This window comes from Ruminococcus flavefaciens ATCC 19208, assembly GCF_000518765.1.
In the GTDB taxonomy this organism is placed as follows: domain Bacteria; phylum Bacillota; class Clostridia; order Oscillospirales; family Ruminococcaceae; genus Ruminococcus; species Ruminococcus flavefaciens.
In genome coordinates, this window is record NZ_JAEF01000007.1 from 39,124 (window position 1) to 62,689 (window position 23,566).

Genomic DNA, 23,566 nt, shown 5'->3' on the forward strand with positions numbered 1-23,566 from the left:
GCGGACACAGCTTCTGATAAACTGCTGATGAACAAAAAGGTATACGAATATGTTTGAATGGTTAAAAAGACTATTTGGCGGCCACAGCGGTGGCGGCGGAGGCTGGTTTTGATAACCCGCTGATACACAAAAGGGTATACGAATATGCTTAAATGGTTAATAAGTTTATTTTCAGGTAACGGAAGCGGTGGCGGTTCCAGTCATAGCTTCTGATCATCTGCTGATGCACTGAAATAATAATTAATTTTGCGAAACTATTTTTAAAACATCTTTTTAAATAATATAATAAGGAGCGATATGAAATGATTCCAGTAATTCCATGGATTATATACTATCTCATGACACACGGTAATAGCAGTGATGACACACATTACAGCTTTGGTGCTGACTGATAATCAGTATTAACCGATGTTTTTTATACGGCAATAGCTGTATTAACAGGCAAAAATTATAAAAACACACGTTTCAGGAGAGATTTTTTTACTGAAACACTTGAATTTACAGAAATAATCTGATATAATACTAATATACAGATTTCTGAAATCTATTCTAAGGAGGAATTTCCCAATGGCTAAGGCTAAATTTGAAAGAACCAAACCACATGTAAACATTGGTACAATCGGACACGTTGACCACGGTAAGACAACTCTTACTGCTGCTATCACAAAGACTCTCGCTCTGAAGGGTCAGGCTCAGTATGAGGCTTACGATATGATCGATAAGGCTCCAGAAGAGAGAGAGCGTGGTATCACAATCAATACAGCACACGTTGAGTACGAGACAGACAAGCGTCACTATGCTCACGTTGACTGCCCAGGTCACGCTGACTACGTAAAGAACATGATCACAGGTGCTGCTCAGATGGATGGTGCTATCCTCGTTGTTGCTGCTTCTGATGGTCCTATGGCTCAGACAAGAGAGCATATCCTTCTCGCTCGTCAGGTTGGCGTTCCTGCAATCGTTGTATTCATGAACAAGGCTGACCAGGTTGACGACGAAGAGCTCCTCGAGCTCGTTGAGATGGACATCCGTGACCTTCTCACAAGCTATGATTTCCCTGGCGACGACACACCTATCATCAAGGGTTCAGCTCTTGCAGCTCTTAACGCTCCTGATGATCTTAACGATCCTGCTTACAAGCCAATACTCGACCTCATGGACGCTGTTGATGAGTACATCCCAAGCCCTGAGAGAGACGATGCTAAGCCATTCCTTATGCCTATCGAGGATACAATGACTATTTCTGGTCGTGGTACTGTTGTTACAGGTAGAGTAGAGCGTGGAAAGCTCAACGTAAACGAGCCTGTTGAGATCGTTGGTCTTTCTGACGAGAAGCTCAACACAGTTGTTACAGGTCTTGAAATGTTCAGAAAGACTCTTGACTTCTGTGAGGCTGGTGATAACGTTGGTGCACTTCTCCGTGGTATCACAAGAGATCAGGTTGAGCGTGGACAGGTTCTTTGTAAGCCAGGCTCAATTCACCCACACACAAAGTTCAGCGGTCAGGTTTACGTACTGAAGAAGGAAGAGGGCGGTCGTCATACTCCTTTCTTCAACAACTACAGACCTCAGTTCTACTTCAGAACAACTGACGTTACTGGCGTTGTAACTCTTCCTGCTGATAAGGAAATGTGTATGCCTGGCGATAACGTTGCTATGGACGTTGAGCTCATCACTCCTATCGCTATCGAAGAAGGACTCCGTTTCGCTATCCGTGAGGGTGGTAGAACAGTTGGTTCAGGCGTTGTTACAAAGATCAACGAATAATTTCGTAATCATATAAATAATAACGACTTTAGGCGGTCGTGCTTATAGCATGGCCGCCTTTTTACATTTTAGTACATTGTTATAAAATAGTCAAAGGCAGGTCGATATAATGGAATATATTCTACAGACCCAGCAGCTTAGCAAAAAGTACGGAAAATTCAATGCACTTTCTAATCTTACTATAAACGTTCCAAAGGGTGCTATATATGGTATGGTCGGAAGAAACGGCGCAGGTAAGACTACATTAATCCGTATAATCACGGGTCTTAACAATCCTACTTCGGGTGAATTCTCGCTTTTCGGAGTAAAAAATACTGATAAGAAGCTTCTTGAAGTCAAGAGAAAGACAGGAGCTGTTGTAGAAACACCTTCACTGCATCCTGATATGACAGCAAGGGATAATCTTATCCAGCAGACAAAGGCTCTGGGCATATCAGACGATAAGATAGATGAGCTCCTCAAGCTTGTTGGTCTTGGCAATACAGGCAAGAAAAAGGCTAAGGATTTCTCTCTCGGTATGCGTCAGAGACTTGGTATCGCTTTCTCACTGGTCGGCGATCCTGAGTTCCTTGTGCTTGATGAGCCAATAAACGGTCTCGACCCGCAGGGTATCATTGAGGTTCGTGAAACTATTATCCGACTCAATCAGGAAAAGGGCATCACTATCCTCATTTCAAGCCATATCCTTGATGAGCTGGCTCGTCTTGCTACTCACTACGGCTTTATCGAGCGAGGTCAGGTAATAAAGGAAATGAGTGCTGAAGAGCTTGAAAGAGCTTCACGCAGATACGTTCATATAAACGTAAATGATACAGCTATCCTTGCTGATGTACTCAAAGGTATGGGCGCTGAATTCAATATCATATCAGAGAATGAAGCTGATATATATACACCTATGCAGGTAACTCCTCTTGTACTTGCTCTCAATGAGAAGAATTGCTTTGTTAACACCATTACCGAGAATCACGAAAGTCTCGAAAGCTATTTCATGGGTCTTGTAGGAGGTGCTCAGAATGTCTAATTTACTCGCAGAAGGTTTCAGACGACTGTTTAAAGGAAAACGTTTTTACATTGTCCTCGCTATTATTATTGCTATTCCGACATTTGCATCAATATTTATCAGAATAGTAGAGGGAGAAGCTGTAAACCTCGGCAGCGTTTTGTGCTTTTCAATGATAGGTACTATGACAATGTTCATCAGTATTACAGCAGGTCTGTTCATTATTAGTGACTTTAAGAACAATACAATACGAAATAAAATAATCATAGGTCATTCAAGAACTAAAATTTACCTTGCAAATCTGATAATTGCATTGTTTGTAGCTTTTGTTTATCAGTTGGTTTTCTGGCTTACACTTATTGGCTTATGCGGTACAATTATGGAGTTCGATGATTTCCCGTGTGCTGAAATATTCCAGAATATGCTTCTTACACTGGCAATTGAATTTGCGTTCACAAGCTTCTTTGTATTCCTTTGTACATCATTAAGAAATACAGGCGGTTTTGTACTTTCACTTATGCTTGACACTATTGTAAATATGGTTGCAAGTCTTGTTGTAATGTTCGTAAAAAGTGAAAAACTTGCTAAAGCGATTGAAATTGCTGTTCCAAGCCTGCAGAGAAATGATTTTGCGTATAATCCTACAAATGTGCCAAGTAACATATGGTGGATGATACTTATTGATATTGGTATATGCATTGTTGCTACAATTGCAGGTATAGAAATATTCAAAAGAGCTGATCTTAAATAAAATATTCGGAAGCTTCCTTTGGGGAGCTTCTTTTTTATGCACTTTTGTTTACTGATGATACGATATTATATGTTAAAATAGATACCCAAACCTGAAAAAGGAAATATGCACAGTAAAAAAGCACTATATTTCATTGTCAGATAGACATAAATAATGTATAATGTTAATATAGGGAGTATAGCTTTTTATCAGGAGGGTGTTAAAATGAATAAAGGTTTTAAAAGATTGACCGCAATGCTTACGGGTATCATAACTGTTTTCGGAAGCAGTTCGGCATTTGCTCCAATGCAGAGCGGCAGGATAACCACAGCTTCTGCGGCAGGAAGGGTACTTGCCTTCCCGGGAGCTGTAGGCGGCGGTAAATACGCAACAGGCGGACGCGGCGGCGAGGTATATCATGTAACTAACCTCAACGACAGCGGCGAGGGCTCATTCCGTGACGCTGTAAGTAAATCGGGACGCATAGTTGTCTTTGATGTCAGCGGCACTATCGAATTGCAGGGAAATATACTCTGTTCAAGCAATGTTACCGTCGCAGGTCAGACTGCTCCGGGCGGCTCGGGCATAACTCTGAAAAATTACAAAATGGGTATGTCAGGAGACAATATAATCTGTAGGTATATAAGCTCCCGTCCCGGACCTTATGCGGCTACTGATTCTGGAAATGACGCATGGGGCGGTGCAAAGGGCTCAAATTCCATAATCGACCACTGCTCAATGGGCTGGACAACTGACGAGCAGTGGGGACTTTACTCCAACAATACAAATTATACCGTTCAGTATTCCGTGCTCGGTCCTGCTGACTCATGGGGCGGACACAAGAAAGGACTTCACGGCTTCGGAATAATGATGGGCAAGGGCGACCTGACCTTTGACCATAACCTTATCATACACAATGTTTCACGAAACTTCCGCGGCAAAGTTCCTGACCAGTATACAGCCGATTTCACTAACAATATCATCTATGACTGGGGCTATCAGACGGCTTACGGCACTATCGGACACCTCAACTACGTGAATAATACTCTAAAGGCTGGAAATTCAACTACAGGCGGTTATCACTATATGTACGTTGACAGTACCACAAAGCCTGAGAATTTCAAAGTGTACTGCGCAGGCAACCGCCTTATAAACAAGGACGGCTCGTTCCACAGTGTCACTAATGACAACTGGTCGGGAGTTACTGTCAAGGACGGCATAGGTATAACTAAAAACAATCTTTACAGCAGTACGGCTTTCCCCATAAATTCAGACGGTGAGAACCTGTCCACAGCTATGACTTGCGAAAGTGCGGCAGCTTCATACGACCATGTTATAAGCTTTGCAGGCAACGGTATCTCACCCGATAAGCGTACAGCTATCGACAGGCAGTGCGCTGAGGAGACTAAAAACGGTACGGGACAGTGCAGCGGTACTGCGGCATATGACTCGTCAGAGGCTAATCTCAGCAAGTACAATATAAAGTGCGGAGTTACTTACAGCTACCCTTCGGCAGTTACGAAAAAGGAGATAACCGATGCCGATAACGACGGTATGGACGATAACTGGGAGCTTGCCCGCGGACTTGATCCCACTGATCCCGATGACTATGCAGACGATTACTGCGGTCAGGGATATATGAATATCGAGTATTATATCAATGACCTTACAGTGAATTCGTTCCCTGAGGGTGTTGTGAAGCTTTCTCCTACGGAGGGCAATTTCACATCTGTTCAGGCTGTATCAGCCTTTGAGAAGATAGAAGCTGATTCGTTTTCGGATAAGAAAGGCATAATCGTCGAGGAATATTCGGGCAGATCAAATAATTTAGCTCTTGTTTCTGACGGCGACTGGGTAAAGTATAGCAGAATAAACTTTGGAAGCGGAGCAAATTCTTTCAGCGGATGGATGGGCGGCTATCCTTCAAAGATCGAACTCTATCTTGACAGTATGGACGGAACTCCTGCCGCAGTCATAGATTACAGCGGCACAAAATCGCTGAATGATTATCATACATTCGAGACTAATATCAAGACAATAACAGGTACTCATGACCTGTATATGGTATTCAAGGGCGAAAGCGAATATCTTGTAAATCTGTGCTCATTCAAGTTCGGAAAAGACAAGCTGCCTCTAAGCGGAAAGCTTTTCAAGAGCGTTGAGGTAACTGAACAGGCAAATCCCGATTCATGGAATATAGCTTCAGATGCAGCTGTGGGCTCGCTCATATTCGGTGACAGGGATTTCAGGATAGCTGAGCTTCAGTCGAACCTTGAAGGTGCGGAGATACTCCTTACTTCCTGTGATGCCAAGGGTACAACAGGCGATTCTGCGTACTTTACAGCAGGCAGTGATATGTCGCTCTATGTGGGACTTGACAGCCGTGTGGAGAATGTTCCTCAGTGGCTCAGCGATTATACCCTTATGAGGACGCTGTGCAAGTCGGATAACGATGTTACATTTATGATGTATAAAAAGGAGGTCAAGGCAGGGGAGAAGGTGACTCTCGGCAGCAACGGGCAGACGTACAAGTGCGTGAATTATATCGTTATGGCAGTTCCTGCGGTCAATATCACTCCCGTATATTCTGTGGGAGATATCAATAACGACGGATATATCGGTATCTCTGACCTTGTGACACTGCAAAATCACCTGCTGGGAAAGACGCTGCTGATACAGGAGCAGTTTGAATATGCAGATATAAACGGTGACGGTGATATAGACGTATTCGACAGCGTCGACCTGAGAAAGCTTATTATCTCGGGAATGGAAATCATATTGGATTAAGATAAATCAAAATTTAAAGGCGTAAAAACTTGCCGAGTGTATGAACGGGATTCCAAAGGGACTGTGTTCCTTTGGCAGAGTCCAGAGGCAGAGCCTTTGGTCGCTGTTCCCAGCTTTTAAAGAACAGCGAAATAATACGAAGGCGCACCGCAAGGGTGAATTCCGAAAACAATCCAGTGAATTGTTTTCGGAAGAGGGTGACTCCCCACGGGGTGGGGAGATGTCGCAGCGCGACAGAGGGGACGGACCCGATTAGGGGGTCCTGCAAGAGAGGGCGTCCCTTAACAGTTTGATACGCTCTCTTGGGGACGTCGAGGACGCCGTCCCCTACATTTCGGGCGGATAATATCCGCCCCTACACGGAACGCCGAGGGCGGCGTTCCCTACAATGGGCTAACAGGTCAAATCAAAATTCAGCAAAGCTAAATTATGATTTAAGAAAGGATAATAAATGAACAGTAAAATAAACGAATTATACGGCTTCGACAGCAAACTCACTGAGCTTGCAGCTCAAGCTGAAAAGAACTGCGCAGAGGCATTCGCAAGAATAGACGCTAATGCTGAATACTGCGGAGCAAAGGTGCTCAAAGCATTCTCCGATAATAAGGTAAGCGAGCCCTGCTTCTATGGATCTACAGGCTACGGCTACGGCGACATGGGACGCGAAGTCATCGACAAGGTATTCGCTCAGGCACTCGGTGCAGAAGACGCTCTCGTGCGCTTCAACTTTGTTTCAGGCACTCACGCGCTTTCCGTTGCACTCTTCGGTGTACTCAGAACAGGCGATAAAATAGTATCTGTCACAGGCAAGCCATATGATACTCTCGAAGAAGTTATCGGTATCAGCGGCAGAAAAGGCAAAGGCTCACTCATGGACTACGGTGTTGAATACGGTCAGGTAGACCTTAACGAGGACGGTACTCCAAAGCTTGACGAGATAACCAAAGCCGTAAAGGGAGCTAAGGTGGCTTACATACAGCGTTCTCGCGGCTATTCTCTCCGCGGAGCTTTCACCATTGCGGATATCGAAAAAATGGCAGCTGCCGCTAAGAAAGGCAATCCCGACATCATCGTAATGGTAGACAACTGCTACGGTGAATTCGTTGAGGACCGCGAGCCTGTTTCTGTTGGAGCTGATGTCATCATCGGCTCGCTTATCAAGAATGCAGGCGGCGGAATAGCACGTACAGGCGGATATATCGCAGGACGAGCAGACCTTGTGGAACTTTGCTCGTACAGGCTTACCTGCGTAGGTATGGGCAAGGAAGTAGGCTGTACTCTCGGTATGAACCGTGAAATGCTTCTTGGACTTTTCTTTGCTCCCGATGTTGTAGCTAACGCGATCAAGACCTGTACTTTCGCAAGCGAGCTTTTCACACTTCTCGGTTTCGAGTGTTCACCGCGCAAGGACGAGCCCCGCGGCGACATCATAACTGCCGTAAAGCTCGGTGACGAAAAGCATCTCTGCGCATTCTGCCGCGGAATACAGAAGGGTGCTCCCGTAGACTCTTTCGTAACTCCCGAGCCGTGGGATATGCCGGGGTATTCAAGTCAGGTAATAATGGCAGCAGGAGCTTTTACAAACGGCGCTTCCATAGAGCTTTCAGCTGATGCACCGCTTCGTGAACCATATGCAGTCTGGATGCAGGGCGGCATAACCTTTACCAGCGGCAAGCTTGGAGTAATGCTTGCAGCACAGGAAATGCTGTCTGATGGACTCATCAAAATTTAGCTTTGCTAAATTCTGATTTATAATGCGGAATTAAGAATTCGGAATTAGGAATTATGGTTGTTTGCCATTTGGCAAACAGAATAAAAATAATTCTTTAATTCATCGGCGTAAGCCGACACATTCAATTCCGCATTCCGAATTACGAATTCCGAATTAAATTTATTAAAAAGGGAGGAAAATATTATGCCATTCATCAATGTCAAAACAAACGTATCTGTTTCCGAGGAACAGAAAATCTCAATCAAATCCGCTATGGGACGCGCTATCACGGCTATCCCCGGCAAGTCCGAGGGCTGGCTCATGGTAGGCATCGAGCCTGAGTACGACCTCTGGTTCAAGGGCGAGGACGCTCCTGCTGCTATGGTAGAGGTATCTATCTTCGGCAGTGCTTCTTCAAACGCTCTTGTAACTCTCACAAGCCATATCACAGGCATTCTCACAGACAATATCGGCATACCGTCCGACCGTGTGTATGTCAAGTACACAAGCACCAACGACTGGGGCTGGAACGGTTCAAATTTCTGAGGTGATATGAATGAAATTCAAAAGAATTTGCGGCTTACTGACTGCATTTGCAATATGTACTGCCGCTTGTGTACCTATGCTGGCAGATAAAGGCGAACCTGTGCTTCATGCTGCCGCAGACGAATGGTGCTTCGCAGGAGAGACCTGTGATCCGCTGCACGACACTTCACGGGATATCCAGAAAGAGGGCGTTGGCAATCCCCTTAACTTCGGCGAGAGAAATACTCCTGCGGACGCTTCCACAGCTGAGATACGTGCTATCAATCACAAAATGACCGTACAGGAGGTAAAGTACGCACTCTACAAGGAGATAGATGAACACTGGGATCTTATCTCCACCCGTCTCGGACAGCCCGACCGTGAAAAGATGTATGCTCTTTTCCTCGGACTCGGTTCAAGAGAGTCCACTCTCGGTGAGGGCAAGATAGGCTCAGACCATGAAACAGCCTACGAGGACGGCTGGGGAGTAAACTCCGCACACGCATACGGTACTTTACAGACTGCCGTTACAGCTTTCAAGGACTGCGATCCTAAATTCATGCCCGAGGACAACGTACCCGAAATGTACCAGTATTCATTTACCGAGTCAAACTTCTATGACTGCATAATCTCAAATCATATGGGTATCAGAAAGATACTCCACTTTGCCGAGATATGCATAAATGAACAGGGAATGAACGACTATCAGGTAATAAGAAACAGCCTTAAAGGCTTCAACACAGGCTGGTGCACAAAGGCTGAGGACGACGGTGCTTACTCCACATACGCAGATGAGATATGTGCTATGGCGCAGTTCTATTACTATGAGGGACACCTCTACGATAACGTGTTCACATGGACATCTGCAAACGGAGAAAAGATCAATAAATACCGTACTCCTGACCGCTGGGACTGGTGGGGCGACGGCGTACCAAGCATGGCTCCCATAGTTGAAAAACAGGAAACTACTACATCAACTACGACGACAACGACAACTACCACTACTACTGTATCATCAACGACTTCAACTACTTCCAATCCCCCAATAAGCATCACCCTTTACGGTGACGCAAACTGCGACAGCACAGTGGATATGTCGGATATTGTACTGATAATGCAGTCTCTTGCAAATCCGAACAAGTACGACATCAACGGTACTGACGAGCACTGCATTACTTTACAGGGAAAAGCAAACGCAGACGTTGATCTTGCAAGCAATGGCGTTACTTCAAACGATGCCCTGCGCATACAGGAGTATCTGCTCCACAAGATAGAAAGTCTCGAACCCGAAAAAGCATAAAAACAAGCCATAGTATTTCTGAATCAGATATACTATGGCTTTTCTTTTATTTTATATTACGCCTTGACCATAAGTGCGACCGCATGAGCCGACATTCCCAGCTTTTCGCCTGTAAAGCCGAGGTGCTCCTCTGTGGTAGCCTTAACGCTTATCTGCGAAACATCGCAGCCGCAAACTCTTGCAATATTCTCGCGCATTGTCATAATATGCGGAGCAAGCTTTGGTGCCTGTGCAATAACAGTTGCATCTATATTGCCTATCTCCCAGCCTGCCTCGCGGACTCTGCGGCACACCTCTTCCATGAGCTTCATGCTGTCCGCATTCTTGAAGCTGTCATCGTTATCGGGGAAAAGATGACCTATATCCCCCATTGCAAGAGCTCCCAGCATAGCGTCCATTATGGCATGGACAAGAACATCTGCATCGGAGTGTCCGAGGAGTCCTGTAGTATGTGGTATCTTCACACCGCCGAGAATGAGCTTTCTGCCCTCGACGAGCTTGTGTACGTCGTAACCGTGGCCTATTCTGAACATATTGATTCTCCTTTCGCAGCGTGACGCTGCACCCTTTCTCCGCGCTATAATAATATCGATAAACAAAAAACAGCCGCGAGAGATAATGAATTATCAGGTAAATATCATCGCGTGATTTGCAAAATTATGATTTATTATTTGCTGCTTCAAGAGCTTTCTCTTCTTCATTATCCGACTTGCCGAAGAGAAGCTTCAACACCACAGGTGTTACTATACTTGATACTATAATGAGCAGTATAACAGCCGTAAAGTAAGACGAGTCGATGATGCCGAGTCCCAGTCCTTTGTTCGTAATAATAAGAGCTACCTCGCCTCTTGTCATCATTCCTGCGCCTATTTTAAGGCATTCCTTCCAGCTGTACTTAAAGCACTTCGATACCAGTCCGCAGCCGATGACCTTGCTGAGCATTGCAACAAGAACAAATCCGACCGAGAACACTATCATGCTCGAATCCACATTGCTGAAATCCGTTTTAAGTCCGATACCAACAAAGAATACGGGAGCGAAGAACATATATCCGTTGATATTTACACGGCGGTCGATATACTCCGCATCACGGACATTGCACAGGATAATTCCCGCGATATACGCACCTGTGATATCAGCGATACCGAAATATCTCTCGGCAACATATGCCATGATAAAGCAAAGAGTTATAGCGATTATCGGTATACGTCTTGTATGAGCGTGTCTTTCATCATAGAATTTGAAAAGCTTATAGAATATGTAGCCAAGAACCAGCGACAGCACAAGGAAAAGTCCGACCTTACCCGTAACGAGAAGTGTATTGCTGTTCGGATCCTTGAAGCCGAGAACAAATGTCAGCACTATCATTCCGATAACATCGTCAATGATAGCCGCACTTAGTATAGTCTGTCCCACACGTGTCTTGAGCTTGCCAAGCTCTTTCAGTACCTCTACCGTTATGCCTACCGAGGTAGCCGTCATGATACAGCCGATAAACACAGCCTTGAAGAATTCGTCCGAGCCGAACTCCGAAAATCCGTATATACACATATACAGCAGACTTCCGCCCACAAGCGGCACTAATACTCCCACACAGGCTATCATAAACGCCGCAAAGCCCGATTTTTTCAGTTCCTGAAGATTTGTTTCAAGACCTGCCGAGAACATTATAAGTATAACGCCTATCTCCGCCATCTGACTTATGAAATCAGAGGGCTGGACAAGTCCCCTCCACAGGCACGGACCTATGAACAGACCTGCGATGATCTCTCCCACGACCATAGGCGCTTTCAGCCTTCTTGCAAGAAGTCCCGCACCCTTTGCACATATAAATATGACAGCAAGGTCTTTCAGGATCATATAAGTTTCCATTCACATTCATATCCTTTCGCAAATAAAGGGAGCATAACAGCTCCCATATAATTTTATTATACTATGAAGTTTGTCAGATGTCAACTTTTCTGAAAAAAATAACTTCAAAAAGCTTGAAAAAAATGCTTGACAAGCCCTGAATGAAATGGTATAATATTTGAGTATCTTGTGCAAACAGATACTATTATTATCCTTGCCCACAGTAAGTTGTCGGGCATAATCCCAGAAGGAGGTGTGCTAAATGGCAAAGGTATCCGCTAAGTATGAAGTAATGGTTGTTTTCAGCCTCAAGAACGGCGAAGAGCCAATGAAGGCTCTCGTAGAGAAGTTCAAGGAAAGAATCGAGCGTCACGCTGAAGCTGTTGAAGTCAACGAGGATTGGGGTAAGCGCAAGCTTGCATATCCTATCGAGGACGAGACTGAGGGTTACTATGTAATCTATACATTCCAGTCACAGCCTGATTATCCTGCTGAGCTTTCAAGACGTCTCAACATCGCAGACGGCGTTCTTCGTTCACTCGTAACAGTTGTTGAATAATTCTACTTCATTATTTAGGAGGCGGTCAGATGAATAAGGTTATTTTAATGGGCAGACTCACTGCTGATCCCGAGCTGAGACAGACTCAGAGCGGCATTGCTTCATGCAGATTCACCATTGCGGTGAACAGACGCTTTGTAGATAAGAACAGCGGCGAAAGACAGGCTGATTTTATCACTTGTGTAGCATGGAGACAGCAGGCTGAATTCATCACCCGTTATTTCAATAAGGGCAGCATGATCTGTGTTGAGGGCAACCTCAGAACAGGAAGCTATCAGGACAAAAACCACTCAGATGTAACTCATTACACCACAGAGGTATTTGTTGATAACGTTGAATTCACGGGTTCAAAGTCAGAGTCAGGCACTGGCGGCGGTTATCAGAATAACGGCGGCTACGGTGCTCCCCAGAACAATTACAATAACAATTATTCCGCTCCTCCGCAGCAGGCAGCTCCACAACAGCCCGCTCAAGGTAATGACAGTATGTCTTACGGCAACCTCAGTGATTTCGAGGAAATACTCAGTGACGGCGACGTACCGTTCTGAGTCAGTTAACTTTACTTTATTACGATAGGAGGAAAAGTCATGGAAAAGGAAAGAAATGCCCGTCCGGCAAAGAAGCCTCGCAAGAAGGTTTGCATGTTCTGCGCTGACAGAATCGAAAAGATCGATTATAAGGATCTCGCTAAGCTCAGAAAGTGCATGACTGAGAGAGCTAAGATTCTTCCAAGACGTGTAACAGGCACTTGCGCTTACCACCAGCGTGAGCTCACAGTTGCTATCAAGAGAGCAAGACACATCGCTCTGCTTCCTTACATCAGCGACTAATCATAAAATTCAAGGGAGGCATTATGCCTCCCTTTTTGCATATCCACAAAACAGCTTCTTATGTAACGCTCCTTACGGCATCGGCAAAGGAGCGGTCAAATGGGTCTATCTGTCGATATTCTGTACAGCGAGCTCCTCATCTCTGCGGAAAAGAAGAGATATGCACCATACTGCCGAGATAGCTACAAGTATGAAAACTGCACGGCTTATGACACTGTCAGCACCGCCGAAAAGCCATGCTACCATGTCAAATTCAAAAATACCGACTAAGCCCCAGTTTATTCCTCCGATTATCAGAAGAATAAGAGCAAGTTTGTCCCACATATTGAGAACACCTCTTTATTCGGGATTTTGAAACCACTGACGGCGGATAAATACCGCTCTTCACTGGTACAAATGTATTATAACCGCAAAATTCAGGATTATTCATTTTTAAGGAGAAAAAATATGTTTCTGTATAATATGTCACTTATATCCTTTGACAAAAAAACATGGATAATGATAGCCGTGATCGCTGCCGCAGTACTTCTGCTCCTTCTTTATATATCCGTACATTTCAGCAAAGGCAAGCGCAAGGGCAGAGCTGCCGAGCGTAAGGTTGGAAAGTACCTGAAAAAACTTGGCAAAAAGGACAGGATAAGGATAATCAACAATGCTTATCTCCCACTTTACAACAAAGCCTGCGAGGTAGACCACCTTGTTTTCGGACGTTTCGGCGTACTGGTCGTTGAGACAAAGGGTATTTCGGGCACTGTAACAGGCAGCGGCAAGAATCTGACTCACACCATAGGCAGCAAGACTCATAAATTCTACAACCCTCAGCTCCAGAACAAGACCCACATGGATAACGTTATCCACCACCTGAAAAAAGGCGGTTTCGAGAATACTCCCGTTAACGGTGCGGTAGTATTCTCCGCAAAGGATATTGATTTCCCGTCAGAAATAGGCATGGACTTAAAGGGACTTGAAAAATTCTACAATTCACTTCCTGATGCAGGCTGCAATCAGGATATACTCTACCACTACTTCATAAAAATGCAGGTAAGGAACCCATTGAAGAAGATGTGGATAAGAACACGCAAAAAAAACGACTGATAACAGCCACATATCAAAAGGAGTTTATTATGAAATTCAAAGGTTTTATCGCACTGGCATCAGCTGCGCTGATAGCCTTTCCCTCTGCATTATGCACCGATATCAGTTCAAAGACATCTGCTGCTGTAAACATAAACTCAGTTACTTTCACAAACTTCGACAACCGCATAAACGGCGGTGAGCCCATACGCGGTGTGGATATATCCTCTATTATCTCCATTGAAGAAGCAGGCGTGAAATTCTTCGATGACAACGGAAACGAGCAGGATATCTTCAAGACACTTGCCGACCACGGCGTAAACTATATTCGTGTAAGGATATGGAATGAGCCAAACGACGGCAATGGCAACAGCTATGGCGGCGGACACTCTGACCTCGAAACTGCTGTAAAAATAGGCAAACGTGCAGCAAAGTACGGTATGAAGCTCCTTGCCGATATACAGTATTCCGACTTCTGGGCTGACCCTGCAAAGCAGACTCGCCCCAAGTACTGGCAGCCACACGACCACAACAAGCTCAAGACCGAGATATACAACTGGACCTCATGGGTAGTGAAGTACCTCACAGAAAACGGCAGCGATATCGGCATGGTGCAGATAGGCAATGAAACGAACTGCTTCTTCTGCGACGAAAAGGATATGTACCAGATATGCGACCTGTTTTCAAGCGGAGAAAAGGCAGTCCGCGACTATAACAGGAATATCCTCATCGCTCATCACTTTGCAAATCCGGGCAGCGGTCACTTTGACTGGTACGCTCAGGTAATGAACGAGTGCAACCTTGATTACGATGTTTTCGCCTGCTCATATTACTCCTACTGGCACGGCTCACTGGACAATATGCAGAAAATACTTACAGGCATAGGAAATAAGTACAACAAGTACGTTATGGTAGTCGAGACCGCTTATCCATACACCAACGAGGACGGCGACACCTTCGGCAATACCGTAACATCAAGCACCAAAGATGTAGACCTGAGATACCCTATATCCATTGAAGGACAGGCAAAGGCTCTTACCGACGTATTCCAGACTGTTGCCAACTGCAACGGTCACGGTATCGGCGTGTTCTACTGGGAGCCTGCATGGCTGGGAGTCCCCGATATACCGTGGCAGCAGCAGAAACAGCTCTGGGAAAAATACGGTTCAGGCTGGGCAACGGCAACTGCCGGGAATTACGACAAAGACGCCACCGAGACAGGAGGTTCTTCCTTTGATAATCAGGCTCTTTTCGACTTTCACGGCAAGCCTTTGGATTCGCTGGACGTATTCCTCAACATCTACCCTCAGAAAAAGCCTGTAGTAACTACCACAACCACTACTACAACGACCACCACTACGACTACGACAACAACATCGACCACTACGACCACAACAACTACTACCGAGCCAATACAGACAAAGGATATAATTCTCGGTGATATCAACAACGATGAAATTATCGACGTATATGACGTTGTGGCACTGAGAAAGGCTATCGTAGCAGGAAATAAGTCCGCAGAGCTCGACCTCAACGGTGATAATGAGGTCGGAGTCGCAGACCTTGTGAAGCTCCAGCGTTATATCTTAGGATATGCCGACAGTGACCTCACATACAAGACAATTATCGTAAAATAATGGCAAAGCCGCTGCAATTGCAGCGGCTTTTTTGCGTAAAAATATGATTACCCTATGAATGGGTTTCCAAAGGGTTCATAACCCTTTGGCAGAGTCCAGAGACAGCGTCTCTGGTCGCTGTTCCAAGCTTTTAAAGAACAGCGAAATAATAAAAAAGCGCACCGCAAGGGTGAATTCCGAAAACAATCCAGTGAATTGTTTTCGGAAGAGGGACGCCCTGCAAGAGAGGGCGTCCCTGCCAGTTATCACTTCAAAATGATTTCCGCGATATTCTCAGGCTTTTCCGCGATAAATTCCGCACCCTCGGCTTCAAGCTCGGCGCGTCCGCGGAACCCCCATGCACAGCCTATACAGGGTATACCTGCATTCTTCGCAGTCTGCACATCAACGTTGCTGTCACCTATCATGTATACCTCGTTCTCCTCATCGGGAAGAACTGAAAATATCTCGATAAGTATAGCACTGTCGGGCTTTGTGGGTCTGTAATCTACACCGCCAAGCACCTTCACGAAATCAATATCGGGCAGAAGCTCCCAGACTATCTCTCTTGCAACGTCCTCCAGCTTATTTGTAGCCACAGCAAGTATGACTCCGCTGCTTTTAAGCTTCTCCATAGTCTCTTTCATTCCGTCATACAGCCTTGTCTTGTCAAGATAATGCTCGGAATAATACTCTTTGAAAAGCCTATGCAGCTCCGCAGCCTTATCCTTTTTATCATCGTGAAGAGCACGTTCACAAAGCTTCTTCGCACCGTTTCCCACCATTTTCTTATACGCTTCGTAGTCATGTGTGGGACAGCCAAGCTTTTCAAGCCCGTAATTAACTGCGTCACCCAGATCGCAAATAGTATCGGCAATAGTGCCGTCAAGGTCAAATACAGCTGTTTTCATGTTCTCACTCCCCTATAAGTCCGCGTATCTCATCAGGAGTGAATACATACTCCCTGCCGCAGAAATGGCAGCTTACAGAGGTATCCTTTCCCTCGTCCGCAATGGACTTCAGCTCGTCCTTTCCGATGCTGATGAGGACTTTCTCTGTGCGTTCACGGCTGCAATCGCACTTGTACTCAGGATGAGCAGTATCGAGCACATTAGGCTCAAGTCCGTCAAGAAGCATATTTGCTATCTCTTCGGGAGTTATACCCTCGTCCAGCATCTGTGAAACAGGGCGTATCTTCGCCACATTCTTCTCGATAGTATCAATGCACTTCTCGTCAGCAAAGGGCAGGAGCTGAACAAGGAAACCGCCTGCTGCCTTAACTGTAAGATCTGGATTTACAAGCACACCGAGACTGCACACCGTAGGTATCTGCTCGCTTGTAGCGTAATAGCTTGCGATATCCTCAGCTATCTCACCCGAAACAAGAGGTATAACGCCAACATACGGCTCTTTCAGTCCCATATCCTTGACTACGGACAGAGTACCGTCTCTGCCCACTGCGCCGCCCACATCGAGCTTTCCCTGCGCATTCAGCGGAAGCTCCACAACAGGATTGTTCACGCAGCTTTTCACATTGCCCCAGCTGTCAGCAACTGCAACCAGCTGTCCCGAAGGACCGCCGCCGTCAACTCTCAGGGTAACGCTGTCGTCATCACCCTTGAGCATATAGCCCATAAGTGAAGCCGCTATTGAAAGTCTGCCAAGACCTGCCGTAATAACAGCAGATGTCTTGTGTATGCGTTCTATCTCCGAAACTATATCCTTAGCATCAAGTACCTCTGCAAAAGCCGAACCGTCAGCAGAGATAGCTCTGTATAAATTACCCATTTTCCTTATCCTTTCAATATTTCTGACCGCTTCTGATACATCTTGCCGCATAGACTATACGCTGTGAAGTCTCGCAGGGCGGCTCAAAGGTATCATCTCCGTACTTTGCCAGAACCTCAAATCCGCACTCTTTAAGCAGAGCCTCAATATCCTCTTCACTGTAAGCCTTTTCCGAGAAGCCGTCGGAGCTCCGTGAATAGAGTCCGTTTTCTTCGCGCTCAAAGAATTCAAGCTCCATTTTAACCTCGAGAGTATCTGGATCAAGAGTATTCTCCCAGACACAGTAAACGTTCTCGGTCTCATATGTAAAGGTATTGTTCGCCAGTATTTCGCGGTGCTTGTAGGGAGTGTTCACATCGAATATGAAAAGTCCGTCCTGCTCCGAGAAAAACGCCACATTCTCGAATACCTTTTTCACATCGTCAAGGCTCGCAAGGTGATTGATACTGTCAAGGGCACAGACTGTTATATCCACAGTCCCGAACATATCCAGCTTACGCATATCCTGACAGAGATACTGTATATTCAGTCCGCTGTCGAACTTCTTATCAAGAGCTATGCCCAGCATCTCATCAGAGTTATCAACTCCGATAACATCGTACCCCAGACCTGCCATGACCTCGGATATACTTCCCGTACCGCAGGCAAGGTCAAGGAGGATATTCTCCTTTGTAGTCTTGAACTTCTGTATTATGCCGTGGAAAAACTCTCCGCGGCGCTTATAGTCTATATTCGCCGTAAGCTCGTCATAATAACGTGCAAACGCACTGTATCCGCTCATATTTTATATTCCTTTCTCAGGAAATCAGCCAAAGTTTTAAGATACTGCAACCTGTGATGACGGCTGAGCTTCTATGGTATCGACTAATACCTCATTTCTTTCGTCATCGTAATAGTATATGTCTGTTACCCAGCCCGTTGAACCGTCCTCGCGGACAAATTCGTAATAATTCGTCCTTTTGTACGGCTGCAGTGCACCGTTCTGCCATTCACAATAATATGTATTTTTATCCTGATCGCCGCCAGTCTCATAGCAAAGAATTTTTTCCTCTTCTTCATTTGTCCTTATCGAAACGTTCTTGTTGAGATCTGTCAGAACATTGTTTTTCACATACATACCGCTGCCGGGCTCAAAAAAGAAGTACAGATACTTTATGTCCTTATCCTTTTCCCTTATCTCGCACCTCAGATCATTATGTCCGTCAAAATTATAGTCTTTGTCGTCGAAGATATATCTCTCGTCCATGCGTATTTCTTCGGGAGTAAAGCTCACATCTATGATCTGAACGATATCACTGCCCTTCATATGGTCAATGGAGTGATCCGTAAACCTGAAATATTCAGGGTGATCATCAGTGCTGACAGTCTTTCCTGTCTCCTTATCGTAAGTAACTCTTTTGGTCATTATCTTATTATTATTTTCATCAAATATACAGCTGTATCTTATACCCTCTATAGGAGAATCATATTCAAAGCTCTGTGGGACAAGCTTGCCTTCCTTCCACTTATAGACCGTCACTTCTGTTCCTGACGAAGAAAACTCAGACTTTAAAGTCTTTTCCCTCACGTTTTTTACCTCAACGTTAAGAAGCCGACCGCGTCTGTATGGGAACTGATCCGACTCGGCAAAGCATTCGTTATCAGGATCATAAAGCCAGTACCCCCTGTCCTTTATAAACACGTCCTGATATCCGTCGAAATTGTAATCCTCTGTTATCAGCTCAGTTTCATAAACTTTCTTATCAATATTTATCCTGCCCTTTTCCACTGAATCAAGATAGAATACAATACAGTCGTCAAGTATTTCGTGCTTGAACTTAACTGTGTTGTACTGCGATGCATCTCTCTTAGTCGTCGGCTCAGCTACACCGGTAACTGAAGTGATTCCCGGCATATTGCTGCCGATCATTTCACTGTCACGCTTTTTTACATTATCCTCGCAGCCTGCAAAAAGTGCAGCAGTCAGAAGCAGCGTAAATATCTTATATGACCTCATAATGGGATTTCCCTCCGTTTTCATTACAGCAAAGGACTGTACCCTATAAGGTACAGTCCACAATAACATTAAACAAATGCGGCGACTTTATTCTTACTGAGCATTCTCCTCAATATTTCCGCCTACGAGACTTCCGTTCTCATCACGTGTCTCTCTGAGCACTTCAGCTCCATTTTCATCATAATCAACATAATCTATAAGGATTGTATCACCCGACTTATACTTGTGAGTATATTTTCTAAGAACGAGCTGATCCTGTGCATTCCACTTATATATTCTTTCCTCATACTCGATATCATCTTTTTTCTCAACAGCAGTCAGCATATCCTCGGCGGCATTTCCGCTGAGCTCACAGCGTATGCTGTTAAGCTCTGACCACGGCTGATAGCTGCCGTTTTCAGGATCGTAGTGATAATACTTACCTGTTTTGTTGAGATCATCAGGCTTTTCGATGATGAAGATATCAGGGTAGCCGTCAAAATCATAATCGCTCTTTATAACAAAATCGTTTATGGTCTTTGAAGAATCCTTCTCTATAGCCTTCTGTATTTCGGAAGTATCGGCGCTGAGCACCTGATAAGAACGAGCTTTTCCGTCGCTGTACTGTCTTGATACATCTATCTTGTTAGGTGTGCTGTTAGAATAACCGAATGAGATAGAGCTGCAATCCTTAGGATCAAAATGCGGAGCCTCTGTAGCGGGCTGAGTTGTAGGTGCAGCGGTAGTTGTTGTCTTTTTTGTATTATTGCTTTTCGGAGCAACAGGTACAGCTCTTGTAGTTCCGTAAACACCGCCGCTGCCGCCGTTTGCACGTGTAACAGCAGACTTCTTTGAACCTGCACTTGTAGTCGTTGTAGTGCCCGATACTTTATTTCCTGCATTCTTTGTTGTAGTACCCGAAACGGTATCCTCATCAGCTTCTGTATCAGTAGTGGAGATATCCTTTGTTGTACCCTCAACAGTGCCCGAAACTATATTTATAGGCTTGTCTGTATCCTTTACATCGCTGACCTTGCCGCAGCCTGTAAGAAGAGCAAGTGCAAGAACAGGAAAAATATATTTCTTCATAATGTCACCTCATAGATCCTTTCTTTCTCATAAAAAGCCTTATATAAGCATTTTCTGTTCAGCGCAGAAAAGGGGCGGAGGATACCGCCCCTATATATTACTTATTTGCTGCGTCCTTAGCCTTGCAGCACTTCTTATATTTCTTGCCGCTTCCGCAGGGGCACGGATCGTTATCGCCTATTTTCTTTACACGAACAGGCTCGTCACCGAAGCTTCCGTCGCCTGCACCTGCATTAGGAGCGTCAGGCTTAGCTACCTGCTCACGCTCGGGAGCTTCGTTCTTCTGGAGCTTTACTGTAAGGAGCATACGGATAGTATCCTCACGGATAGACTCTACCATAGCATCGAACATCTCAAAGCCCTCGTAACGATACTCGATAACAGGGTTCTTCTGACCGTATGAACGGAGACCGATACCCTTCTTCAGCTCTTCCATATCGTCGATATGAGCCATCCACTTTGTATCAACTACCTTCAGGAGGATAACACGCTCGAGCTCACGCATGATCTCTGCGCCGTATTCCTCTTCCTTAGCCTGATAGATCTCTCCTGCCTTAGTGCTGAGAGCATTTACGATATCTTCCTTGCTGATATCTTCGATCTCGCCTTCCTCGAAAGTAAGGTCCTCAGGACCGATGAGCCAGCCGAGGAAGTGATCCTTGAGTCCAACAAGGTTCCAGTCGTCCTTTACCTCATCGTCAACGAGATATGTATCAACTGTAGACTTGATAAGATCCTCCATCATCTTGAGAATGCTCTCGTGGAGATCCTCACCGTCAAGTACCTGTGATCTCTGCTTGTAGATGATCTCACGCTGAGTATTCATAACGTCGTCGTAGTTGAGGACGTTCTTTCTTACGCTGAAGTTCTGACCCTCGACCTTCTTCTGTGAGGATTCGATGATCCTTGTGAGCATCTTGCTCTCGATAGGAGTATTCTCGTCAACGTTAAGAGTTCTCATCATATTCTCAAGACGGTCGCCTGCGAAAATACGCATAAGATCGTCCTCTACAGAGAGGAAGAAGCAGCTTTCGCCCTCGTCGCCCTGACGGCCCGAACGTCCGCGGAGCTGGTTGTCGATACGTCTTGATTCGTGTCTTTCCGTACCGAGGATATAGAGACCGCCTGCTTCCTTAACGGCAACAGCCTTCTCCTTCACCTCAGCATTGTACTTATCATAGAGCTCACGATAGAGCTTTCTTGCTTCGATAACTTCCTGATCTTCAGTATCAGCAAATCCGATAGCCTCGGAGATGACCTCCTCGGGGATCTCGCGCTTTCTCAGCTCTGCTCTTGCAAGGAACTCAGCGTTACCGCCCAGCATGATATCAGTACCACGTCCTGCCATGTTGGTAGCGATGGTAACTGCACCGTACTTACCTGCCTGAGCAACGATCTCAGCTTCCTTTGCGTGCTGCTTAGCGTTGAGGACCTCGTGCTTTATGCCCTTTCTCTTGAGCATTGCAGAGAGAAGCTCTGATTTCTCGATAGAAACCGTACCAACGAGGATAGGCTGTCCTTTATCGTGGCACTCGATTATCTTATCGATGATAGCGGCATACTTGCCCTTTTCTGTAGTATATACCTGATCGTTGTGGTCTATACGTATTACAGGCTTGTTTGTAGGGATAGCGATAACATCGAGCTTGTAGATCTCCTTGAACTCGTCCTCTTCTGTCATAGCAGTACCTGTCATACCTGACAGCTTTGTGTAAAGACGGAAGAAGTTCTGAAAAGTGATAGTAGCAAGGGTCTTTGACTCGCTCTTGATCTTAACGCCTTCCTTAGCCTCAATAGCCTGATGGAGACCGTCATTGAAACGACGTCCCATCATAAGACGGCCTGTAAACTCATCTACAATGATGATCTCGCCGTCCTTAACAACGTAGTCTATATCGTTCTTCATAACACCGTTAGCCTTGATAGCCTGATTGATGTGGTGAAGAAGTGTCATATTCTCGGAATCCATAAGGTTCTCGACTCTGAATGCTTCCTCAGCCTTCTTAACACCGCGCTGTGTGATGGTAGCTGTTTTAGCCTTTTCGTCGATGATATAGTCAGCAGTATCATTGATAGACTCCTGATCTACCTTATCGTCCATTTCAACAACTGTTGTTGAAGTAAGTGTCTTTGCAAAGCGGTCAACAATAGCATAGAGGTCAGTGGACTTATCACCGCGTCCCGAAATGATAAGAGGAGTACGAGCCTCGTCGATGAGGATAGAGTCTACCTCGTCCACGATAGCGAAGTTAGGAGCACGCTGAACACGCTCTTCCTTGTGAGTTACCATGTTATCACGGAGATAGTCGAAACCGAGCTCGTTATTTGTAGCGTAGGTTACATCGCAGTTATATGCCGCACGGCGCTGCTCGTTGTTGAGGCCGTGAAGGATACAGCCTACTGTAAGTCCCAGCCAGCGGAGTACCTTACCCATTTCCTCAGCCTGAGTCTTTGCAAGGTAATCGTTAACGGTAACGACATGAACGCCGAGACCTGAAAGTGCGTTAAGGTATGAAGCTACGCAGGCAACGAGAGTTTTACCTTCACCTGTTTTCATTTCGGCGATACGTCCCTGATGAAGAACGATAGCACCGATTATCTGTACAGGATAAGGCTTTTTCTCAAGTACACGCCATGCGGCTTCTCTTACTGTAGCAAGAGCCTCGGGGAGGATATCGTCGAGTGTCTCGCCGTCCTCAAGTCTCTCCTTGAATTCCGCAGTTTTAGCTTTAAGCTCTGCGTCAGAGAGCTCCTGATACTCTTCGTCCAGTTCAAGAACTTTATTTTTAATAGGCTCGATACGCTTTAATTCTCTGTTGGAGTAAGCGTTAGAACCAAAAATGTTTTTGAATAAACCCATTTTGTTATTCCGCCTTTACATTTTAATAGTGTAGGTCTTGATAGTATAAATACACATAATATATTGTACAACAAACGGCAGTATTTGTCAATACCCAGAAAATA

21 protein-coding genes are annotated in these 23,566 nt (G+C 45.3%); 12 read left to right on the top strand and 9 right to left on the bottom strand.

Annotated features, from left to right (window positions below):
- Positions 1 to 567: 567 nt before the first annotated feature.
- The 7 genes from tuf (at position 568) to L870_RS0102400 (ending at position 9,820) form a co-directional block, all read left to right on the top strand.
- Positions 568 to 1,767 (top strand): elongation factor Tu, encoded by a 1,200-nt coding sequence (gene tuf / locus L870_RS0102370; protein WP_028516764.1) that lies wholly within the window; start codon positions 568 to 570, stop codon positions 1,765 to 1,767.
- A 109-nt stretch (positions 1,768 to 1,876) separates the two neighbouring features.
- Positions 1,877 to 2,788 (top strand): ATP-binding cassette domain-containing protein, encoded by a 912-nt coding sequence (locus tag L870_RS0102375; RefSeq protein ID WP_028516765.1) that lies wholly within the window; start codon positions 1,877 to 1,879, stop codon positions 2,786 to 2,788.
- Positions 2,781 to 3,518 (top strand): ABC transporter permease, encoded by a 738-nt coding sequence (locus L870_RS0102380; protein WP_028516766.1) that lies wholly within the window; start codon positions 2,781 to 2,783, stop codon positions 3,516 to 3,518. Before L870_RS0102375 ends, L870_RS0102380 begins: the two co-directional genes overlap by 8 nt.
- Positions 3,519 to 3,722: 204 nt before the next feature.
- Positions 3,723 to 6,284, top strand: a complete 2,562-nt coding sequence (locus tag L870_RS18860) for a carbohydrate-binding protein (RefSeq protein ID WP_028516767.1) — start codon at positions 3,723 to 3,725, stop codon at positions 6,282 to 6,284.
- 451 nt (positions 6,285 to 6,735) lie between these two features.
- Positions 6,736 to 8,016, top strand: a complete 1,281-nt coding sequence (locus L870_RS0102390) for a methionine gamma-lyase family protein (RefSeq protein ID WP_028516768.1) — start codon at positions 6,736 to 6,738, stop codon at positions 8,014 to 8,016.
- 183 nt (positions 8,017 to 8,199) lie between these two features.
- Positions 8,200 to 8,541 carry a phenylpyruvate tautomerase MIF-related protein gene (locus L870_RS0102395; RefSeq protein WP_028516769.1) on the top strand — a complete coding sequence of 114 codons (342 nt, stop codon included), beginning with the start codon at positions 8,200 to 8,202 and terminating at the stop codon, positions 8,539 to 8,541.
- A 10-nt stretch (positions 8,542 to 8,551) separates the two neighbouring features.
- On the top strand, positions 8,552 to 9,820 hold the full coding sequence (locus tag L870_RS0102400) for a dockerin type I repeat-containing protein (protein WP_028516770.1): 1,269 nt from the start codon (positions 8,552 to 8,554) through the stop codon (positions 9,818 to 9,820).
- A gap of 56 nt (positions 9,821 to 9,876) precedes the next feature.
- On the opposite strand, the gene ispF is transcribed toward L870_RS0102400, so the two are convergent.
- Both ispF and L870_RS0102410 read right to left on the bottom strand, forming a co-directional pair.
- Positions 9,877 to 10,353 carry a 2-C-methyl-D-erythritol 2,4-cyclodiphosphate synthase gene (ispF, locus tag L870_RS0102405; protein WP_028516771.1) on the bottom strand — a complete coding sequence of 159 codons (477 nt, stop codon included), beginning with the start codon at positions 10,351 to 10,353 and terminating at the stop codon, positions 9,877 to 9,879.
- 124 nt (positions 10,354 to 10,477) lie between these two features.
- The gene (locus tag L870_RS0102410) at positions 10,478 to 11,692 is read right to left on the bottom strand and encodes a cation:proton antiporter (protein WP_028516772.1); all 1,215 of its coding nucleotides are present in this window, start codon (positions 11,690 to 11,692) and stop codon (positions 10,478 to 10,480) included.
- A 241-nt stretch (positions 11,693 to 11,933) separates the two neighbouring features.
- On the opposite strand from L870_RS0102410, the gene rpsF reads away from it, so the two are divergent.
- The 3 genes from rpsF to rpsR are packed head-to-tail and all read left to right on the top strand — an operon-like array spanning position 11,934 to position 13,060.
- Positions 11,934 to 12,230: a 30S ribosomal protein S6 gene (gene rpsF / locus L870_RS0102415; protein ID WP_028514575.1), complete on the top strand. Its 297-nt coding sequence runs from the start codon at positions 11,934 to 11,936 to the stop codon at positions 12,228 to 12,230.
- Positions 12,231 to 12,259: 29 nt separating this feature from the next.
- On the top strand, positions 12,260 to 12,778 hold the full coding sequence (locus tag L870_RS0102420) for a single-stranded DNA-binding protein (protein ID WP_028516773.1): 519 nt from the start codon (positions 12,260 to 12,262) through the stop codon (positions 12,776 to 12,778).
- Between the two features lie 39 nt (positions 12,779 to 12,817).
- Entirely contained in the window at positions 12,818 to 13,060 is a 243-nt protein-coding gene (gene rpsR, locus L870_RS0102425; protein WP_028516774.1) for a 30S ribosomal protein S18, read from the top strand.
- 105 nt (positions 13,061 to 13,165) lie between these two features.
- Here rpsR and L870_RS0102430 read toward each other — a convergent pair whose 3' ends face one another.
- Positions 13,166 to 13,384 carry a DUF378 domain-containing protein gene (locus L870_RS0102430; RefSeq protein WP_028516775.1) on the bottom strand — a complete coding sequence of 73 codons (219 nt, stop codon included), beginning with the start codon at positions 13,382 to 13,384 and terminating at the stop codon, positions 13,166 to 13,168.
- Between the two features lie 123 nt (positions 13,385 to 13,507).
- Between L870_RS0102430 and L870_RS0102435 the strand changes: the two genes are divergently transcribed.
- Together L870_RS0102435 and L870_RS0102440 are read left to right on the top strand one after the other, a co-directional pair.
- Positions 13,508 to 14,155 (top strand): nuclease-related domain-containing protein, encoded by a 648-nt coding sequence (locus L870_RS0102435; RefSeq protein WP_028516776.1) that lies wholly within the window; start codon positions 13,508 to 13,510, stop codon positions 14,153 to 14,155.
- Between the two features lie 29 nt (positions 14,156 to 14,184).
- Positions 14,185 to 15,771 (top strand): glycosyl hydrolase 53 family protein, encoded by a 1,587-nt coding sequence (locus L870_RS0102440; RefSeq protein WP_028516777.1) that lies wholly within the window; start codon positions 14,185 to 14,187, stop codon positions 15,769 to 15,771.
- Positions 15,772 to 16,016: 245 nt separating this feature from the next.
- Here the strand turns inward: L870_RS0102440 and L870_RS0102445 are convergent, their stop codons facing one another.
- The 6 genes from L870_RS0102445 to secA form a co-directional block, all read right to left on the bottom strand.
- On the bottom strand, positions 16,017 to 16,661 hold the full coding sequence (locus L870_RS0102445) for an HAD family hydrolase (RefSeq protein WP_028516778.1): 645 nt from the start codon (positions 16,659 to 16,661) through the stop codon (positions 16,017 to 16,019).
- A gap of 4 nt (positions 16,662 to 16,665) precedes the next feature.
- Complete coding sequence (gene hslO / locus L870_RS0102450; protein ID WP_028516779.1) at positions 16,666 to 17,538, bottom strand: Hsp33 family molecular chaperone HslO; 873 nt, start codon at positions 17,536 to 17,538, stop codon at positions 16,666 to 16,668.
- A 13-nt stretch (positions 17,539 to 17,551) separates the two neighbouring features.
- Positions 17,552 to 18,319 (bottom strand): class I SAM-dependent DNA methyltransferase, encoded by a 768-nt coding sequence (locus L870_RS0102455; RefSeq protein WP_028516780.1) that lies wholly within the window; start codon positions 18,317 to 18,319, stop codon positions 17,552 to 17,554.
- A 36-nt stretch (positions 18,320 to 18,355) separates the two neighbouring features.
- Positions 18,356 to 19,534: a hypothetical protein gene (locus tag L870_RS0102460; protein WP_028516781.1), complete on the bottom strand. Its 1,179-nt coding sequence runs from the start codon at positions 19,532 to 19,534 to the stop codon at positions 18,356 to 18,358.
- A gap of 93 nt (positions 19,535 to 19,627) precedes the next feature.
- Positions 19,628 to 20,602 (bottom strand): membrane lipoprotein lipid attachment site-containing protein, encoded by a 975-nt coding sequence (locus L870_RS0102465; RefSeq protein ID WP_028516782.1) that lies wholly within the window; start codon positions 20,600 to 20,602, stop codon positions 19,628 to 19,630.
- A 97-nt stretch (positions 20,603 to 20,699) separates the two neighbouring features.
- Entirely contained in the window at positions 20,700 to 23,462 is a 2,763-nt protein-coding gene (gene secA / locus L870_RS0102470; protein WP_028516783.1) for a preprotein translocase subunit SecA, read from the bottom strand.
- Between the last annotated feature and the right edge of the window lie 104 nt (positions 23,463 to 23,566).

Bases quoted from the DNA above. Each gene is read 5' to 3' on its own strand.
- L870_RS0102445 (WP_028516778.1), bottom strand. From the start codon at position 16,661: ATGAAAACAGCTGTATTTGACCTTGACGGCACTATTGCCGATACTATT.
- tuf (WP_028516764.1), top strand. From the start codon at position 568: ATGGCTAAGGCTAAATTTGAAAGAACCAAACCACATGTAAACATTGGT.
- L870_RS0102430 (WP_028516775.1), bottom strand. From the start codon at position 13,384: ATGTGGGACAAACTTGCTCTTATTCTTCTGATAATCGGAGGAATAAAC.
- L870_RS0102460 (WP_028516781.1), bottom strand. From the start codon at position 19,534: ATGAGGTCATATAAGATATTTACGCTGCTTCTGACTGCTGCACTTTTT.
- L870_RS0102400 (WP_028516770.1), top strand. From the start codon at position 8,552: ATGAAATTCAAAAGAATTTGCGGCTTACTGACTGCATTTGCAATATGT.
- L870_RS0102420 (WP_028516773.1), top strand. From the start codon at position 12,260: ATGAATAAGGTTATTTTAATGGGCAGACTCACTGCTGATCCCGAGCTG.
- L870_RS0102440 (WP_028516777.1), top strand. From the start codon at position 14,185: ATGAAATTCAAAGGTTTTATCGCACTGGCATCAGCTGCGCTGATAGCC.
- L870_RS0102380 (WP_028516766.1), top strand. From the start codon at position 2,781: ATGTCTAATTTACTCGCAGAAGGTTTCAGACGACTGTTTAAAGGAAAA.
- L870_RS0102465 (WP_028516782.1), bottom strand. From the start codon at position 20,602: ATGAAGAAATATATTTTTCCTGTTCTTGCACTTGCTCTTCTTACAGGC.
- hslO (WP_028516779.1), bottom strand. From the start codon at position 17,538: ATGGGTAATTTATACAGAGCTATCTCTGCTGACGGTTCGGCTTTTGCA.
- L870_RS0102395 (WP_028516769.1), top strand. From the start codon at position 8,200: ATGCCATTCATCAATGTCAAAACAAACGTATCTGTTTCCGAGGAACAG.
- L870_RS0102375 (WP_028516765.1), top strand. From the start codon at position 1,877: ATGGAATATATTCTACAGACCCAGCAGCTTAGCAAAAAGTACGGAAAA.
- L870_RS18860 (WP_028516767.1), top strand. From the start codon at position 3,723: ATGAATAAAGGTTTTAAAAGATTGACCGCAATGCTTACGGGTATCATA.
- ispF (WP_028516771.1), bottom strand. From the start codon at position 10,353: ATGTTCAGAATAGGCCACGGTTACGACGTACACAAGCTCGTCGAGGGC.
- secA (WP_028516783.1), bottom strand. From the start codon at position 23,462: ATGGGTTTATTCAAAAACATTTTTGGTTCTAACGCTTACTCCAACAGA.
- rpsR (WP_028516774.1), top strand. From the start codon at position 12,818: ATGGAAAAGGAAAGAAATGCCCGTCCGGCAAAGAAGCCTCGCAAGAAG.
- L870_RS0102390 (WP_028516768.1), top strand. From the start codon at position 6,736: ATGAACAGTAAAATAAACGAATTATACGGCTTCGACAGCAAACTCACT.
- L870_RS0102435 (WP_028516776.1), top strand. From the start codon at position 13,508: ATGTTTCTGTATAATATGTCACTTATATCCTTTGACAAAAAAACATGG.
- L870_RS0102410 (WP_028516772.1), bottom strand. From the start codon at position 11,692: ATGGAAACTTATATGATCCTGAAAGACCTTGCTGTCATATTTATATGT.
- rpsF (WP_028514575.1), top strand. From the start codon at position 11,934: ATGGCAAAGGTATCCGCTAAGTATGAAGTAATGGTTGTTTTCAGCCTC.
- L870_RS0102455 (WP_028516780.1), bottom strand. From the start codon at position 18,319: ATGAGCGGATACAGTGCGTTTGCACGTTATTATGACGAGCTTACGGCG.